The 16,019-nt window shown below is 71.3% G+C and carries 15 protein-coding genes and 1 riboswitch; of the genes, 10 read left to right on the plus strand and 5 right to left on the minus strand.

All coding sequences use genetic code 11. The features are described from left to right. Positions 1 to 2: 2 nt before the first annotated feature. The 3 genes from ACGWYL_RS08080 to ACGWYL_RS08090 are packed head-to-tail and all read right to left on the minus strand — an operon-like array spanning position 3 to position 4,129. Positions 3 to 1,412 carry an aspartate aminotransferase family protein gene (locus ACGWYL_RS08080; protein ID WP_179426518.1) on the minus strand — a complete coding sequence of 470 codons (1,410 nt, stop codon included), beginning with the start codon at positions 1,410 to 1,412 and terminating at the stop codon, positions 3 to 5. Beyond that, entirely contained in the window at positions 1,402 to 2,715 is a 1,314-nt protein-coding gene (locus ACGWYL_RS08085; protein ID WP_317628275.1) for an MFS transporter, read from the minus strand. The genes ACGWYL_RS08080 and ACGWYL_RS08085 overlap by 11 nt, the downstream gene beginning before the upstream one ends. Further along, positions 2,705 to 4,129: a trehalose-6-phosphate synthase gene (locus tag ACGWYL_RS08090; protein WP_395486898.1), complete on the minus strand. Its 1,425-nt coding sequence runs from the start codon at positions 4,127 to 4,129 to the stop codon at positions 2,705 to 2,707. The genes ACGWYL_RS08085 and ACGWYL_RS08090 overlap by 11 nt, the downstream gene beginning before the upstream one ends. A gap of 112 nt (positions 4,130 to 4,241) precedes the next feature. On the opposite strand from ACGWYL_RS08090, the gene ACGWYL_RS08095 reads away from it, so the two are divergent. The 9 genes from ACGWYL_RS08095 (at position 4,242) to ACGWYL_RS08135 (ending at position 12,400) form a co-directional block, all read left to right on the plus strand. Beyond that, complete coding sequence (locus tag ACGWYL_RS08095; protein ID WP_395486899.1) at positions 4,242 to 4,532, plus strand: DUF3263 domain-containing protein; 291 nt, start codon at positions 4,242 to 4,244, stop codon at positions 4,530 to 4,532. Position 4,533: 1 nt separating this feature from the next. Next, positions 4,534 to 5,094 (plus strand): LytR C-terminal domain-containing protein, encoded by a 561-nt coding sequence (locus ACGWYL_RS08100; protein WP_179426510.1) that lies wholly within the window; start codon positions 4,534 to 4,536, stop codon positions 5,092 to 5,094. A 30-nt stretch (positions 5,095 to 5,124) separates the two neighbouring features. Beyond that, on the plus strand, positions 5,125 to 5,898 hold the full coding sequence (gene otsB, locus ACGWYL_RS08105; RefSeq protein ID WP_395486900.1) for a trehalose-phosphatase: 774 nt from the start codon (positions 5,125 to 5,127) through the stop codon (positions 5,896 to 5,898). Positions 5,899 to 5,971: 73 nt separating this feature from the next. Then, a riboswitch (SAM riboswitch) is annotated at positions 5,972 to 6,084 on the plus strand. 8 nt (positions 6,085 to 6,092) lie between these two features. Continuing rightward, on the plus strand, positions 6,093 to 7,358 hold the full coding sequence (gene thrC, locus ACGWYL_RS08110; RefSeq protein ID WP_395486901.1) for a threonine synthase: 1,266 nt from the start codon (positions 6,093 to 6,095) through the stop codon (positions 7,356 to 7,358). Positions 7,359 to 7,390: 32 nt separating this feature from the next. Beyond that, a complete protein-coding gene (locus ACGWYL_RS08115; protein ID WP_179426497.1) occupies positions 7,391 to 7,669 on the plus strand; it encodes a MoaD/ThiS family protein in 279 nt (92 codons plus the stop codon). A 99-nt stretch (positions 7,670 to 7,768) separates the two neighbouring features. Beyond that, complete coding sequence (locus tag ACGWYL_RS08120; RefSeq protein ID WP_395486902.1) at positions 7,769 to 7,972, plus strand: cold-shock protein; 204 nt, start codon at positions 7,769 to 7,771, stop codon at positions 7,970 to 7,972. Positions 7,973 to 8,089: 117 nt separating this feature from the next. Beyond that, a complete protein-coding gene (gene groL / locus ACGWYL_RS08125) occupies positions 8,090 to 9,727 on the plus strand; it encodes a chaperonin GroEL (protein ID WP_179426493.1) in 1,638 nt (545 codons plus the stop codon). 68 nt (positions 9,728 to 9,795) lie between these two features. Further along, positions 9,796 to 10,545: a hypothetical protein gene (locus tag ACGWYL_RS08130; protein WP_269305223.1), complete on the plus strand. Its 750-nt coding sequence runs from the start codon at positions 9,796 to 9,798 to the stop codon at positions 10,543 to 10,545. Positions 10,546 to 11,044: 499 nt separating this feature from the next. Beyond that, positions 11,045 to 12,400 carry a sugar transferase gene (locus ACGWYL_RS08135; protein ID WP_395486903.1) on the plus strand — a complete coding sequence of 452 codons (1,356 nt, stop codon included), beginning with the start codon at positions 11,045 to 11,047 and terminating at the stop codon, positions 12,398 to 12,400. A gap of 78 nt (positions 12,401 to 12,478) precedes the next feature. Here ACGWYL_RS08135 and ACGWYL_RS08140 read toward each other — a convergent pair whose 3' ends face one another. Next, positions 12,479 to 13,723, minus strand: coding sequence for a sulfate adenylyltransferase subunit 1 (locus ACGWYL_RS08140; RefSeq protein WP_179426487.1), 1,245 nt, complete (start codon positions 13,721 to 13,723; stop codon positions 12,479 to 12,481). Continuing rightward, positions 13,723 to 14,643 (minus strand): sulfate adenylyltransferase subunit CysD, encoded by a 921-nt coding sequence (cysD, locus tag ACGWYL_RS08145; protein WP_179426485.1) that lies wholly within the window; start codon positions 14,641 to 14,643, stop codon positions 13,723 to 13,725. The genes ACGWYL_RS08140 and cysD overlap by 1 nt, the downstream gene beginning before the upstream one ends. A 176-nt stretch (positions 14,644 to 14,819) precedes the next feature. Between cysD and cysC the strand changes: the two genes are divergently transcribed. Continuing rightward, complete coding sequence (gene cysC / locus ACGWYL_RS08150; protein ID WP_395486904.1) at positions 14,820 to 16,010, plus strand: adenylyl-sulfate kinase; 1,191 nt, start codon at positions 14,820 to 14,822, stop codon at positions 16,008 to 16,010. Positions 16,011 to 16,019: the final 9 nt, after the last annotated feature.

Consider the following 16,019-nt stretch of genomic DNA (forward strand, 5'->3'; position numbering starts at 1 on the left):
GATCAGCGTGTCAGACGGTCGAGGAAGGCGATCATCAGCGCCTCCCGCACCCGCGGCGGAGCGACGTCGACGAGTGCGTTGACCGGTCCGAGGCGCTCGGGCACCGCGACCTCTCCGCCCTCGCCGGCCAGCCCCGCGAGCGCCAGCAGGCCGTCGAACGCCTCGTCGTCGAGGGTGTCCGGGTCCAGCGTCGCGGCCGCCTCGGCGAGCAGCGGGTCGATGTGGATCGGTCCCTGCTCGGCCGCCTGCGCCACCGACGCGCGCAGTGCGTCGAGGAACTCGGGCACCGACGCGGCCGTGGCCGCCGAGATCGTCAGGTGCAGGTTCGCCGGCTCGTCGCCGAACCGCATCTGCGGCTGCACGAACCAGCCGCGGTCGAGCATGAGGTCGCTGATCGTGAACACGTCGACGGCGTCGTCGGTGCCCACGACGACGAGCGAGGTGTCGGGCCGCTCGACGAGGTGCAGGTGCTCGGTGGCCTCGATGCCGTCGGCCAGCTCGCGGGTGCCGTCGAGTGTGCGGCGGACGAGGTCGCGGTAGCCGTCGGCACCGATCAGCTGGACCACGGCCCACGCGGCGGCGAGCGGTCCGCCGGACTTCGTGGACTGCGTGGTGGAGTTCAGCATCGTGTAGCCGGGCCAGTCGGCGTGCGCGAAGAACTGCGGCCGGCGCAGCGACGCGTCGGCGTGCAGCAGCAGCGACACCCCCTTGGGCGTGTACGCGTACTTGTGGAGGTCGACCGAGAGGCTGGTGACGCCGGGCACCGCAAAGTCCCACGGGGGAGCGTCGGGGGTCCACGGCAGGATCCAGCCGCCGATGCACGCGTCGACGTGCAGGCGCAGCCCGCGCTCGCGGGTGACGGCGGCCAGCTCCTCGACGGGGTCGATGACGCCGTGGGCATACGAGGGCGTGCTGGCGGCCACCAGCACCACGCGGTCGCCCAGACGGTCGATCGCCTCGGTCATCGCGTCGACGTCGGCGCGGTGTCCGGCTCCCACCGGGACCGCGACGAGCTCGACCCCGAAGTAGTGGGCGGCCTTGGCGAAGGCCGCGTGGATCGTGCTGGGCACGACCATCGCCGGGCGCTCCACGCCGGCGGCATCGCGCGCGGTCTGCACCGCCAGCAGGATCGACTCGGTGCCGCCGGACGTCACCGTGCCGACGACCTCGTCGCCACCGTGCAGGATCGAGCGTGCGAAGCCGACGAGGTCGGCCTCCATCGACAGCAGGCTGGGGAAGGCGGTGGGGTCGAGGCCGTTCGTGGCGGCGTACATCGCGACGGCCTGTCGGGCGACCTCGTCGGCCTCGGCCAGTCCCGAGTCGTAGACGTACGCCAGCGTGCGGCCGCCGTGGGTGGGGAGGTCGCCCTCCCGGCGGGCGGCGAGCTCGGCGAGGACCTGCTCAGGCGACATCGGCACTCCTCAGTCGGTCGTCGAGTCGGTAGCCGCGCAGCAGCACGAGGCTGATCGCGGACAGGAGAGCCGGCAGCACCGAGAAGCCCAGCGCGATCGCGAGGCGGGCGCCGTCGGGCTGGTCGACGGTGACGCCGGACGTCGACGACACGTAGCCACCGGCCGTCAGCACGAGCGCGAAGATGCCGGGCCCGAGGGCGAGGCCGAGCGTCTCGCCCGCGGTCCACACGCCGGTGAACACGCCGATGCGGTTGGCCCCGCTGCGCGAGGCGTCGTCGGCGGCCACGTCGGGCAGCATCGCCATCGGGAAGACCTGGGCCCCGGCGTACCCGATGCCCACGAGCGCGGCGGCGACATAGGTGAGCGCGAGCCAGCCCTCGTGCGCCGCCAGCAGTGCGGCCATCCCGATCACGAGGAAGACGGTGGCGACGGCGTACCCCGACCGCTTGCCGCGGGTGGTGGCGTAGCGCTCCCACAGCGGCGTGACGAGCAGCGCGGGACCGACGAAGGCGACGAACAGGAACGTGTTGGCGGCCGTGCTGTCGAGCAGGTCGTCGGCCACGTAGGCCACGCCCGCCAGCACCGTGCCGATCGCGGCGGCCTGCACGACGAACGTCAGCAGCACCGCGCGGAAGTCGGGGTTCTGGGCCACGAGCCGCAGCTGGTCGGCGAACGTGCCGCCCGCGGTCTCGGTGGGGTGCTCGGGCGCGCCGCGCGTTCCCCACCACGCGCCCAGCACGCCGAGCGCGATGACGAGGCCGACGTACGCGCCCATCGCCGCGTGCCCCAGCTGGTCGGCCACGATCGGGGCGGTGGCGCCCGAGACCAGGATCGCCAGCGCGAGGACGACGACGCGCCACGTCATGAGGCGCGTCCGCTCGGCGTAGTCGAGCGTCAGCTCGGCCGGCATCGCGACGTAGGGCACCTGGAAGAACGCATAGGCGCTCGCGCAGCCCAGGAACGCCACGGCCACCCACGCGGCGGCCAGGGCCTGCGGCTCGGTGGGACCGGCGAACATCACCGCGAACAGCACGGCCAGGGTGAGCCCGGCCCGCACGAGGAACGGACGGCGCCGCCCGGCGGGATGCGTGGAGCGGTCGCTGATGCGCCCCGCGATCGGGTTGAGGACGACGTCCCACGCCTTCGGCGCGAACACCAGCACGCCGGCCAGCGCCGCGCCGATGCCGATCTCGTCGGTCAGGTAGGGCAGCAGCAGCAGTCCGGGGACGGTGCCGAAGGTCCCGGTGGCGACGCTGCCGAGCGCGTAGCCGCGCCGGACCCGGGCCGGAAGCTCAGTCGTCACCGTCGGACGGACCGGTGTCACGGGCCTCGGCGAGCTCGGCCAGGAACGTGGTGGCCCAGCGCTCGATGTCGTTCTCCATCACCTGCTTGCGCAGCGCGCGCATCCGCTTGCGCAGGTCGACCGGAGGCGCCTGCATGGCCTCGAGCAGCGCCTGCTTCATGCCGTTGATGTCGTGCGGGTTGACCTGGAACGCCTGTCGGAGCTCGCCGGCGGCACCGGCGAACTCGCTGAGCACGAGCGCGCCGCGGTCGTCCCAGCGCGTGGCGATGTACTCCTTGGCGACGAGGTTCATGCCGTCGCGCAGCGGGGTGACCACCATGACGTCGGCGGCCCGGTACATCGCGGCCATCTCCTCGCGCGGGAACGAGGCGTGCAGGTACTGGATCGGCTGCTGGCCGATGCGGCCCATGTCGCCGTTGATCCGGCCCACGAGGCGGTTGATGTCGTCGCGCAGCAGGCGGTACTGGTGCACGCGCTCGCGCGACGGGGTGGCGACCTGGACGAACACGGCCTCGTCGACGTCGATCACGCCGTCGCGCACGAGCTCGCCGAAGGCGCGCAGCCGCTGGGGCAGGCCCTTGGTGTAGTCGAGGCGGTCGATGCCGATGAGCACGTGCCGCGGGTTGCCGAGGCTGTCGCGGATCTCCTGCGCCCGGGCGATGACCTCGGGGGTGCGCGAGAGCTGCTCGAAGCCGCGCGCGTCGATCGAGATCGGGTAGGCCCGCGCCAGGACCTTGCGGCCGTCGGGCAGGAAGACGGTGTCGCGCACGGTGCGGTGGCCCACGCGCTGACGCACGAGGCGGGCGAAGTTCTGCGCGCCACCGGGCATCTGGAAGCCGACGAGGTCTGCGCCCAGCAGGCCCTCGAGGATCTGGCGGCGCCACGGCAGCTGCTGGAACAGCTCGGTGGGCGGGAACGGGATGTGCAGGAAGAAGCCGATCAGCAGGTCGGGGCGCAGCTCGCGCAGCATCTGCGGGACGAGCTGCAGCTGGTAGTCCTGCACCCACACGACCGCGCCCTGCGCGGCGAGGGAGGCGGCCTTCTCGGCGAAGCGGCGGTTGACCGTGACGTAGGCGTCCCACCACTCGCGGTGGTACTCCGGGGTGACGACGACGTCGTGGTAGAGCGGCCAGAGGGTGCCGTTGGAGAAGCCCTCGTAGTACTCCTCGACCTCCAGCTCGGTCAGCGGCACCGGGACGAGTCGCAGGCCGTCGTGCTCGAACTCGGGGAGGTCCTCGTCGGCGGCACCGTGCCAGCCGATCCACGCCCCGCCCTGGAGCTTCATGACCGGTTCGAGTGCCGTGACCAGACCGCCGGGCGACGTGCGCCACGAGACCTCGCCGTCGTCGCCGATCCGGCGGTCGACGGGCAGGCGGTTGGCGATCACGAGGAAGTCGGTCTTCTCGGGCGCCATGCGGCCAGCCTAGAGGAGAACGGGCCCGCCCGCCGCGGACCTCACGCGGTGGGACGACGGTTTCGGCGAACGGGAATGACAAGCGTGTGATTTCGCCGGTACAGTCGGGCACATGGCAGCGGTGGAGAGTGACGACCAAGCGGTCCGCGACGGCGCATTGTCCGATCGCGACCGCGAGATGCTCGAGCTCGAGCGCCTGTGGTGGAAGTACGCCGGCGCCAAGGAGCAGGCGATCCGCGACAAGTTCGACATGACCGCCACCCGCTACTACCAGATCCTCAACGCGCTGATCGACTCCGAGGACGCGCTCGCGCACGACCCGCTGCTGGTCAAGCGCCTGCGCCGCCTCCGCTCGCAGCGCCAGCGTCAGCGCCAGGCCCGGCGTACCGGCTCCGACCGCTGAGGTGGAGGAGCAGCCGCCCCTCGAACCGCGCGACGACCGGCGTGAGCCCGAGCGTCGTCGCCCGTGGCACGTCGTCGTGCTGCCCGCCGTCTGGCTGATCCTCGGTGCCCTCGGCGGCTGGGCGATCATCGAGGCCGTCCGCGAGGACGAGGCGCCCGCGCAGTCCGCGCAGCGCACCAGTACGGGCCCGACGTCCAAGCCCACGAAGAAGGCCTCCGCGAAGCCGAAGCCGAAGAAGACGACCGAGCCCACCGCCGAGCCCACGACCGAGCCGACCACCGAGCCCACCGCGACCCGGTCGATCGGCGTCTCGGTCTACAACCAGATCGGCATCGGCGGCCTCGCCGCCCGCGTCGCCGGCCAGGCCCGTGCCGCCGGCTGGACCGTCGGCGCCGTGGCCGACTGGCGCGGTGGGGTCCCGCAGGACACCGTCTACTACCCGGCGGGGCGCCAGGCCGAGGCCGCGCTGCTCGGCAGCGACCTCGGGATCGTGCGCCTCATGCCCGCCACGGGGAACATGTCCACCAGCAACCTGACGGTCGTGCTGGCCAGCCCCCGCTGACCCCTCGTGCGGCCGCGCCATACTCTTCCCATGACCGATCCGGGGCGCACCCTGCTCGCGCTGGACTTCGACGGCACGCTCGCGCCGATCGTCGAGGACCCCGCGTCGGCGTACATCCACCCCGAGTCCCTCGCGGCGCTGCGGCGTCTCGGGCCGATCCTGGGGACGATCGCGATCATCACCGGACGTCCCGTAGACCAGGTGCGCCGGCTCGGCCGCTTCGAGGAGGGCGACGGCCTGGAGCACCTCGTCGTCTGCGGCCAGTACGGCGCCGAGCGCTGGGACGCCGCCACGGGCGAGCTGACCCGGCCGTCGCGCCCCGAGGCCGTCTCGCAGCTGGCCGCGCGCCTGCCGCAGTGGATGCGCGAGCACGATGCGTCGCGCATCCGGGTCGAGGACAAGGGTCTGGCGATCGCGCTGCACACGCGCGGCGTCGCGCCGGGCCTGCTCGACGAGCTGGCCCCGCAGATCGAGGCGCTCGCCACCGAGGTCGGCCTGCACCTCGAGCCCGGCCGCCAGGTGATCGAGCTGCGCGCCTCGGGCACCGACAAGGGCCAGACCCTGCGCGGCATCATCGGCCGCGTCTCGCCCGGTGCGGTCATCTACGCCGGCGACGACCTCGGCGACCTGCCGGCGTTCCGCGAGGCCATCGTCCTGCGCGAGCAGGGGATGGACGTCACCCTCGTGTGCTCGGCCTCGGAGGAGCAGGACGCGCTCGTCGCGCTCGCCGACGTGGTGCTCGACGGGCCCGACGACGTCGCGGCCTGGCTCGGCGACCTCGCCGACCGGTTCGCCCCGGTCTGACCCTCGTCCCTCCCGCTCGTCTCGGCATCCGGACGAAGTGGACGTATCGTGAGACGCGACCCTAGGCTGGCATCACTCATCCCGAGGGGCAGAGGGACACGGCCCGACGAAGCCCCAGCAACCAGCCGACCACCGGCCAGGTGCTAATTCCGTCCGCGGTCGAACGCCGGCCCGGAGAGATGAATGGAGTCGTCGTGAGCGTCACGATCCCTGACCGCACCACCCTTCGCGAGGGCGCCTTCGGCCCCGCCACCGCCCTGAAGTGCCGCGAGTGCGGCGCCACGCGCGAGCTGGGTCCCCACTACGCCTGCTACGAGTGCTTCGGCCCGCTCGAGATCGCCTACGACTTCGGCACGGTCACCCGCGAGCAGATCGAGGCCGGCCCCACGAACATCTGGCGCTACAAGGCGCTGCTGCCCGTCCCCGCCGACATCGAGGACAGCCCCAACCTCGAGCCGGGCTTCACCCGCCTGCTCGACGCGCGCAACCTCGCGGCCGAGCTGGGCCTGTCGAAGCTGTGGGTCAAGGACGACAGCACGAACCCCACCAACTCCTTCAAGGACCGCGTCGTCGCCTGCGCCCTCAGTGCCGCGCGCGAGTTCGGCAGCAGGGTCTTCGCCTGTCCGTCGACCGGCAACCTCGCCAACGCGGTCGCGGCCGCGGGCGCCCGTGCCGGCATCCGCACGGTCGTGTTCATCCCGAGCAACCTCGAGACGCCCAAGCAGGTGAACTCGGCGATCTTCACCGACAACCTGGTCGCCGTCGACGGGAACTACGACGACGTCAACAAGCTCGCCAGCGAGATCGCCGGCGAGGACGAGGGCTGGGCGTTCGTCAACGTCAACGTGCGGCCGTTCTACGCCGAGGGCTCCAAGACGCTCGGCTACGAGATCGCCGAGCAGCTCGGCTGGCGCCTGCCCGACCAGATCGTCATCCCCGTCGCCTCGGGCTCCCAGCTGACGAAGGTGCACAAGGCCTTCCAGGAGCTCATCGCGCTGGGCCTGGTCGAGGACAAGCCGTACCGCGTCTTCGGCGCGCAGGCGCAGGGCTGCAACCCCGTCGCCACCGCGTTCAAGGACGGCGTCGACGCGATCCGGCCCGTGCGGCCCGACACGATCGCCAAGTCGCTCGCGATCGGCAACCCCGCCGACGGCATCTACGTGCTCGACATCGCGCGCGGCACCGGCGGCGGCGTCGAGGAGGTCGACGACGACCAGATCCGCGACGCGATCGTCCTGCTCGCGCGCACCGAGGGCATCTTCACCGAGACCGCCGGTGGCACCACCGTGGCCGTGCTGAGGAAGCTCGTCGAGACGGGCCAGCTGGACCCCGAGCTCGAGACCGTCGTGATCAACACCGGTCACGGCCTCAAGACGCTCGACGCGGTCGCCGGTTCCGTCGGCCCGCGCGCCACGATCGCCCCCACCTACGACGCCTTCGCCGCGGCCGGCATCGCCTGAGCCGTCCGACCGAAACCACCCGAGGAGCATCCATGGCCGTGTCCGTCCGCATCCCCACGATCCTGCGCAGCTACACGAACGACGAGTCGCAGGTCAGCGCCGAGGGCGACCGCCTCAGCGCCGTGCTCGACTCGCTCGAGACCGCCTATCCCGGCATCCGGGCCCGCATCGTCGACGAGGACGGCAAGCTGCGCCGCTTCGTCAACGTGTACGTGGCCGAGGAGGACGTGCGCTTCGCCGACGGCCTCGACACCAAGACCCCCGACGGCACCCAGATCTCGGTGATCCCCGCGGTCGCCGGCGGCTGCTGAGCAGGCTTTCGGCCAGTCCGCCGTAGGCGATTCACGCGCCTGCCGATACGCTGGTCCCGGGTCCGGCAGCGGGCCTTCCCCCGCAGAACAGGTGGTCTCATGGTGCATGGCACCGTCAAGTGGTTCAACTCCGACAAGGGGTACGGCTTCATCGCCGTCGACGGCCAGGACGACGTCTTCGTCCACTGGTCGAAGATCGCGATCAACGGGTTCAAGACCCTCGAGGACGGCCAGAACGTCGAGCTCGAGGTGGTCGAGGGCCCCAAGGGGCGCGAGGCCGAGAACGTCCAGCCGCTGCACTAGGCATCGGGGCCGGGGCCTCGGCCGACCTCGGGTGCGGGGTCGCTTGAACGGGCGGGATTAGCACTCGTATAGTGAGAGTGCTAGTTCCACTTCTACTTATGTCGGAGACACGCACCCATGGCCAAGTCCATCGCATTCAACGAAGAAGCCCGGCGCGGGCTCGAGCGGGGCATGAACCAGCTCGCCGACGCCGTCAAGGTCACCCTCGGCCCGAAGGGCCGCAACGTCGTCCTGGAGAAGAAGTGGGGAGCCCCCACGATCACGAACGACGGCGTCTCCATCGCCAAGGAGATCGAGCTCGAGGATCCCTACGAGAAGATCGGCGCCGAGCTCGTCAAGGAAGTCGCCAAGAAGACCGATGACGTCGCTGGCGACGGCACCACGACGGCCACCGTCCTGGCCCAGGCGCTCGTGCGCGAGGGTCTGCGCAACGTGGCCGCCGGCGCCAACCCGATGGGCCTGAAGAAGGGCATCGAGATCGCCGTCGAGGCCATCAGCGAGCAGCTGCTCGCGATGGCGAAGGACGTCGAGACCAAGGAGCAGATCGCCTCCACCGCCTCCATCTCGGCCGCGGACACCACGGTCGGCGAGATCATCGCCGAGGCCATGGACAAGGTCGGCAAGGAAGGCGTCATCACGGTCGAGGAGTCCAACACCTTCGGCCTGGACCTCGAGCTCACCGAGGGCATGCGCTTCGACAAGGGCCACCTGTCGGGCTACTTCGTCACCGATCCCGAGCGCATGGAGACCGTGCTCGAGGATCCGTACATCCTCATCGTCAACAGCAAGATCAGCACCGTGAAGGACATGGTCCCGGTGCTGGAGAAGGTCATGCAGACCGGCAAGCCGCTGGCGATCATCGCCGAGGACGTCGAGGGCGAGGCCCTGGCCACCCTCATCGTCAACAAGCTGAAGGGCACCTTCAAGTCGGTCGCCATCAAGGCCCCCGGCTTCGGTGACCGTCGCAAGGCGATGCTGACCGACATCGCGATCCTCACCGGTGGCGAGGTCATCAGCGAGGAGGTCGGCCTCAAGCTCGAGAACGCCGATCTGACGCTGCTCGGCACCGCCCGCAAGGTCGTCACGTCCAAGGACGAGACCACCATCGTCGAGGGCGGCGGCGACGAGGCCCAGATCCAGGGCCGTGTCGCCCAGATCAAGGCCGAGATCGAGAACAGCGACTCGGACTACGACCGCGAGAAGCTCCAGGAGCGCCTCGCCAAGCTGGCCGGCGGCGTGGCCGTCATCAAGGTCGGCGCGGCCACCGAGGTCGAGCTCAAGGAGCGCAAGCACCGCATCGAGGACGCCGTCCGCAACGCGAAGGCGGCCGTCGAGGAGGGCATCGTCCCCGGCGGCGGTGTCGCGCTCGTCCAGGCCAGCAAGGCCGCGTTCGAGAAGCTCGAGCTCGAGGGCGACGAGGCCACCGGCGCGAACATCGTGCGCGTCGCCACCTCGGCCCCGCTGAAGCAGATCGCCGTCAACGCCGGCCTCGAGGGTGGCGTCGTCGCGGAGAAGGTCGCCAACCTGGAGCAGGGTCAGGGCCTCAACGCGGCCACCGGCGAGTACGTCGACATGATCGCGACCGGCATCATCGACCCGGCCAAGGTCACGCGCTCCGCGCTGGCGAACGCCGCGTCGATCGCCGCGCTGTTCCTCACCACCGAGGCCGTCGTGGCCGACAAGCCGGAGCCCGCGGCCCCGGCCGGTGCGCCCGACATGGGCGACATGGGTGGCATGGGCGGCATGGGCTTCTGAGCCACGCCTGATCACAGGACCCCGGTACCGCGCGGTGCCGGGGTCCTGTGCGTCCGGGGGATGGGAGGATGACCGGCGTGACCACGTGGCCCGACCTGTCCCGCACCGACGACGCGCTGACCCCCGAGCACCGGGACCGGCTCGTCGCGGCGGGCGTCGACCCCGAGCGGCTCGACGCCGTCGCCTGGCGCCGGATGGACGGTCCGCTGCCGTCGTGGTGGAACGACCTCGGCAACGCGCTGTACGCCGCTCCCGGGGCCCGGCTGCCCGACCACGTCCTGGCCGGCCTGACGACCTTCTACTACTCCGGCGCGCTCCTCGTGGTGGGGGCGCCGATGGACCACCTGACCTCGCTGCTGGTCGGCGGCGACGACGCCACGGTGTTCCTCGACGAGCGCGTCGTGCTGACCGCCGGCGAGCTGTACTGCGGGCCCGGCTCCTCGATCGCGCTGCACGGACCCCTCGTGGCCACCCGGTCGCCGGTCGTGGACGCGCGCAACGGGGGCCGCGTCGTGGCCGCCGGCGACCAGCTGTGGGCCGCGGGCGTCTACATCGCCACCGACGACATGCACCGCCTCGAGGATGCGGCCACGGGCGAGCGGCTCAACCCGTTCGGCGCCACGATCCGCATCGGTCACCACGTGTGGCTGTGCCGTGAGGCCGTGGTGTCCGGACACGTCGAGATCGGCGCGCACGTGTGCGTCGGCATGCGGTCCGTCGTGCGCGGTCAGAAGGTGCCTCCGAACGTGGTCGTGATGGGGTCTCCGGGGCGTGTGGTGCGTGAGGGGACCACGTGGTCATTCGACGACACGCCGTGAGGCGCGATTCCGGGACTCATTGCACGAAACTTCCAGTTACCCCAGGTGCCCGTGCCCGATTCGTCGACGTGCGACCGCACGGGCACCGGTAAACCGCAGGACGAGATCGTGTGACATGGACGACATCCGCGAATTTCTGAAATGACCAGACAGCCGTTCGACGATGGCCTACTTTCGAGGGGAAAGCAGGGGCGTCGTGCCAGTCGATGGCCGCCGGCGGGGGAAGCCGGCGAGGGAGAGCATCGAGTGGCCTGGAGCCGGGCCGGGGGGCTTGTCCACGGACATGTATCGGTACCACTCCACGTCGCTCTTGGCTGAGTACGCAGACACACAGACATCACGTGGGTCAGCGGTGAGGCGGAGGGGTCCGCAGCTCGACACCGATGGCTTGCATTGGGGAGTGGCAATGACTTCAGCGATCGACGGACGAGATGAGACCGTCCTTCCGCTGCGTCTGGTGGAGCCCATCACCAGCGACCCCGGACTCGGATCTCCTTCCGTGCACCGGGAACTCACGGCGATCCCCACGGGGCGATCGTCTCTGGAGAACCTGATCCGCCAGGGCCTCTTCGGGCACCTGCTCGTGCTGACGGGCACCGTCATCGCCGGCGTGGCCGTCGGGATGGCCCCCGGAGCGCTCGCGGTCCTGGCCGCCGGCGTCGTCGGCTGGCTGGGTCTGAGCCTGGCCGCGCTGCCGGCCTACGAGCGTGCGGGCTCGCTGCGCCCCGCCAAGCGACTGATCGCCGTCCTGGCCCTCGGTGCGCTGGCGACCCTCGTGGTGTCCGACGTCGTGTCCGCCGAGCTGCGCTCGGCCGTCGTGGTCCTGAGCGTCACCGCGGTCCTGATCGTGGGCTCCGCCCTGGCCCACCGCGCCGCGATGCGCCGGGTGCCCACCCTGCTGGTGGGTCCGGCCGACGCGGTCAACCGGCTGGCCGCCCGCTGGGAGGACCGCCACGACCTCGTGGTGGTCGGGCGCTGCACGTGGGACTCCACGCAGCCGCTCGGCAGCGCCACGGTGAACTCGGTGGTCCGCGACGTCCCGAAGCTGCTGCGCACGGTCCACGGGGCCCGCGTCGTCATCACGGCCGACCAGGCCCTCGGCGACCCGTCGCTGCGCCACCTCGCGTGGGGCCTGCAGCGGGCCGAGATCGAGTGCCTCGTGCTGACCGACATGAACGACTACGTCGAGTTCGTGCGACCCACGCGTGTCGGCGACCAGCTGGCGCTGGCCCTCGACCCGCCGAACAGCCACCTCGTCGGCCAGGCCGTCAAGGCGTTCTTCGACCGCAGCTTCGCCCTGCTGGCGATCCTGTTCGGCGCCCCGCTGATGGGCCTGCTCGCGCTGGCGATCCGCATCGACTCGCGCGGCCCGGTGATCTACAAGCAGGAGCGCACGGGCAAGGACGGCGTCCCGTTCGTCATCTACAAGTTCCGCACGATGGTCGTCGACGCCGACCAGCGCGTCGAGGAGCTGCGCGAGATGAACGAGGGCGCGGGCCCGCTGTTCAAGATGACGCAGGACCCGCGGGTCACGCGCGTCGGGCGGCTGCTGCGACAGACCTCGCTCGACGAGCTGCCCCAGCTGTTCAACGTGCTGCTCGGCGACATGGCGCTCGTCGGCCCGCGGCCGGCCATCGAGAGCGAGACCTCGCAGTACAGCCAGTGGGTCTGGCGCCGGCTGCACGTCAAGCCCGGCATGACCGGCCTGTGGCAGGTCAGCGGCCGCTCGAACCTCTCGTGGGACGAGTCGATCCGCCTCGACCTGATGTACGTGAACAACTGGAACCTGCGCATGGACCTGTCGATCCTGTTCAAGACCGTCGGCGTGGTCCTGGGGCGCAAGGGCGCCTGGTAGGCCCCACCGGTCCACGACGAACGGCCGCCGCTCCTTGGGGGAGCGACGGCCGTTCGTCGTCGGTGGGCGCGGCGCGGATCAGTGCTCGGTGATCGTGCCGGCGCCGACCGTGCGGTTCGTCGCCTCGTCGATGAGGATGAACGACCCCGACTGACGGTTGCGCTGGTAGGGATCGACCATGAGCGGCTGGGTCGTGCGCAGCACCACGCGACCGATCGCGTTGAGGCCCAGGCTGCCCGGCGCCTGGTTCCGGTGCAGCGTGTTCACGTCGAGCTCGTACTTGATCTCCTTGACCAGGGCGCGCGCCGAGCGAGTGGTGTGCTTGATGGCGTACTTGCCACCCACGGTCATCGCGCTGGCGTCCATCCAGCAGACCATCGCATCGAGGTCCTGCGTGACGACGGGCTGGTTGTTCGGCCGCACGATCATGTCGCCGCGCGACACGTCGACCTCGTCCTCGAGGCGCACCGTGACCGACATCGGCGCGAACGCCTCGGCCAGCTCGCCCTTCGCGGTGTCGATCGCCTTGATCCGGCTGGGCAGGCCGCTGGGCAGCACGAGCACCTCGTCACCGGGACGCATGACGCCGCTGACGACCTGGCCGGCGAAGGCGCGGTAGTCGCCCTGCCCGTTCTGCGGACGGATCACGTACTGCACCGGGAAGCGGACGTCGACGAGGTTGCGATCGCTCGCGATGTAGACGTTCTCCAGGTGGTGCATGAGCGACGGGCCCTCGAACCAGCCCATGTTCGCCGAGCGCGACACGACGTTGTCGCCGGTGAGCGCCGACAGCGGGATCGTGGTGACGTCGGTGAACTCCAGCCGCGCGGCGAAGTCGACGAACTCGTCGCTGATCTGGCGGTAGACGTCCTCGGACCAGTCGACCAGGTCCATCTTGTTGATGGCCAGCACCACGTGCGGGACCCGCAGCAGCGACACGAGCGTGGCGTGGCGGCGGCTCTGCTCCTGCAGGCCCTTGCGAGCGTCCACGAGGATGATCGCCAGATCGGCCGTGGAGGCGCCCGTGACCATGTTGCGCGTGTACTGGATGTGCCCGGGGGTGTCGGCGATGATGAACTTGCGCTTCGGCGTCGAGAAGTAGCGGTACGCGACGTCGATCGTGATGCCCTGCTCGCGCTCGGCGCGCAGGCCGTCGGTCAGCAGGGCCAGGTCGGTGTACTCGTCGCCGCGCTGGGCGCTGGTGGCCTCGACGGCCTCGAGCTGGTCGGTGAAGATCGACTTCGAGTCGAACAGCAGCCGGCCGATCAGGGTGCTCTTGCCGTCGTCGACCGAGCCGGCCGTGGCGAATCGCAGGATGTCCATCAGAAGTAGCCCTCCTTCTTGCGGTCCTCCATCGCGGCCTCGCTGACCTTGTCGTCGCCGCGGGTGGCGCCGCGCTCGGTGATGCGGGTGGCCGCGACCTCGGCCACGACCTCCTCGGGCGTGGCGGCGGTGGAGGGGACGGCCGCGGTCAGGGTGGCGTCGCCGACCGTGCGGTAGCGGACCGACTCGACGAACACCTCCTCGTCCTCGCGCGGCGCGCAGTGCTGGTTGATCGTGAAGTACATGCCGCCGCGCAGGAAGACCTCGCGCTTCTGGGCGTAGTAGATGTCGGGCAGCTCGATGCCCTCGCGGGCGATGTACTGCCAGATGTCGAGCTCGGTCCAGTTCGACAGTGGGAAGCAGCGGATGCTCTCGCCCGGGTGGATGCGGCCGTTGTAGAGCGACCACAGCTCGGGGCGCTGGTTCTTGGGGTCCCACTGGCCGAAGTCGTCGCGGAAGGAGAAGACGCGCTCCTTGGCGCGGGCCTTCTCCTCGTCGCGGCGGGCGCCGCCGAACAGGGCGGTGAGGCCGTGCTGCTCGGCGGTGCGGATCAGGACAGGGGTCTGGATGCGGTTGCGCGAGCCGTTCGGCTCCTCGCGGACGAAGCCCTCGTCGATCGCGTCCTGGACCGAGCCCACGATGAGGCGCACGCCCAGCTCGTCGACGACGCGGTCGCGGAACGCGAGGACCTCGTCGAAGTTGTGGCCGGTGTCGATGTGCACGACCGGGAAGGGGATGGGCCCGGGCGCGAAGGCTCGGACGGCGAGGTTCAGCATCACGACCGAGTCCTTGCCGCCGGAGAACAGCAGCGCCGGGCGCTCGTTCTCGGCGACGAGCTCGCGGATGATGTAGATCGCCTCGGCCTCGAGATGGTCGAGCTGGCTCATGCCGTAGCGACGCGACTCACGCGTGTCGGTCATCGACGGGTTCCTCCCCATGGGGTCGAGCGGTGCCGTGGGTGCGATCGGTGGGCGCTCGGACGCGGCCGACCGCGGGCATCGGCTGTGCCACAATCGTCGCCCATGGACCCGTGGCTCCCCGGACGCGCCCACAACGTGGACACCCTGTCCGCGGACTGGTCCGCCGGGACGTGCCGATGAGCGCGACGGCGGTGCTCCGGGGCGCGCAGCTGGACGGGCTGGAGCTGATCCTCGGTGGCTTCCTCGACCCGGTGGACGGGTACTGCCTGCCGGGGCGGACGCCCGCCGACTGGCCCGTCGCGCCGCAGCTCGCGGTGTCCGCCGAGGCCGCCCGCGCCGCGGTCGACCAGGGCTCGCTGACCCTCACCGACCCCGACAACACGCCGCTCGCCGTGCTCGTGCTGTCGGACACGCGTGCCGGGCAGGACGGCCTGACGTGGGTGGCCGGCCGGGTCCGCGCCGTGCGCGCGGCCGAGCACCCGCCGGCCCGGCGGGCGCGGCTCGTGGTCCCGGTCGACCTGCGCGACCACGTCGTCGCGCTGTTCGGCGGCCGGGTCAGCGCCGCCGACGTGATGCGGGCGGCGAGCGCCGCGGACGGCCGGCCGCTCGCCCTCGTCGGGGTGGCGCAGGACGGCTGGGCCGGCGACATGACGCTCATGGAGGAGCTGCGGCGGTGCGCGGAGCAGGTCCCGCACGCGCAGGCCTGGTACCTCCCCGCCCCCGCAGTGAACGACGCGACGACGCCCGAGGAGGTGCTCGGGATCGCGCTGCGGTCGCTCGGCGTGAGCGACCCGCTCGACTTCCGCTGCCCGGACGTGCGCGACGCCCGCGGGGCGGTGCTGCTGCTCACAGGGCTCTCCGGCGCGGGCAAGTCCACCGTCGGCCGCGCCGTGGTCGAGGCGGTGACGGCGCGCGGCCTCACGCACGCCGTCCTGCTCGACGGCGACGACGTGCGCCGCGAGCTCTCCGACGGTCTCGGCTGGAGTCGCGAGGACCGGGCCCGGAACCTCACCCGCATCGCCTGGGTGGCGGCGCGGGTCGCCGAGGCCGGGGGACTGGCCGTCTGCGCCCCGATCGCCCCGTTCGCCGCGGTCCGCCACGCGATGCGCGAGCGGGTGGAGCCGCGCTCGCCCTTTCTCGTGGTCCACGTGGCCACCCCGCTGGCGGTGGCCGAGGCTCGTGACCGCAAGGGCCTCTACGCCAAGGCGCGGGCGGGCCTGATCCGCGACTTCACGGGGATCGACTCGCCCTACGAGCGACCCGAGGACGCCGACCTGACGATCGACACGTCCCTCATGGGAGTCGGCGAGTGCGTCGAGGCGGTCGTGGGGCTGCTGCGCGAGCGGGGTGTCGTCGCGGGGTCCTGAGGGCCGCGA

Source organism: Aeromicrobium sp. JJY06 (assembly GCF_044069275.1).
GTDB lineage: Bacteria > Actinomycetota > Actinomycetes > Propionibacteriales > Nocardioidaceae > Aeromicrobium > Aeromicrobium tamlense.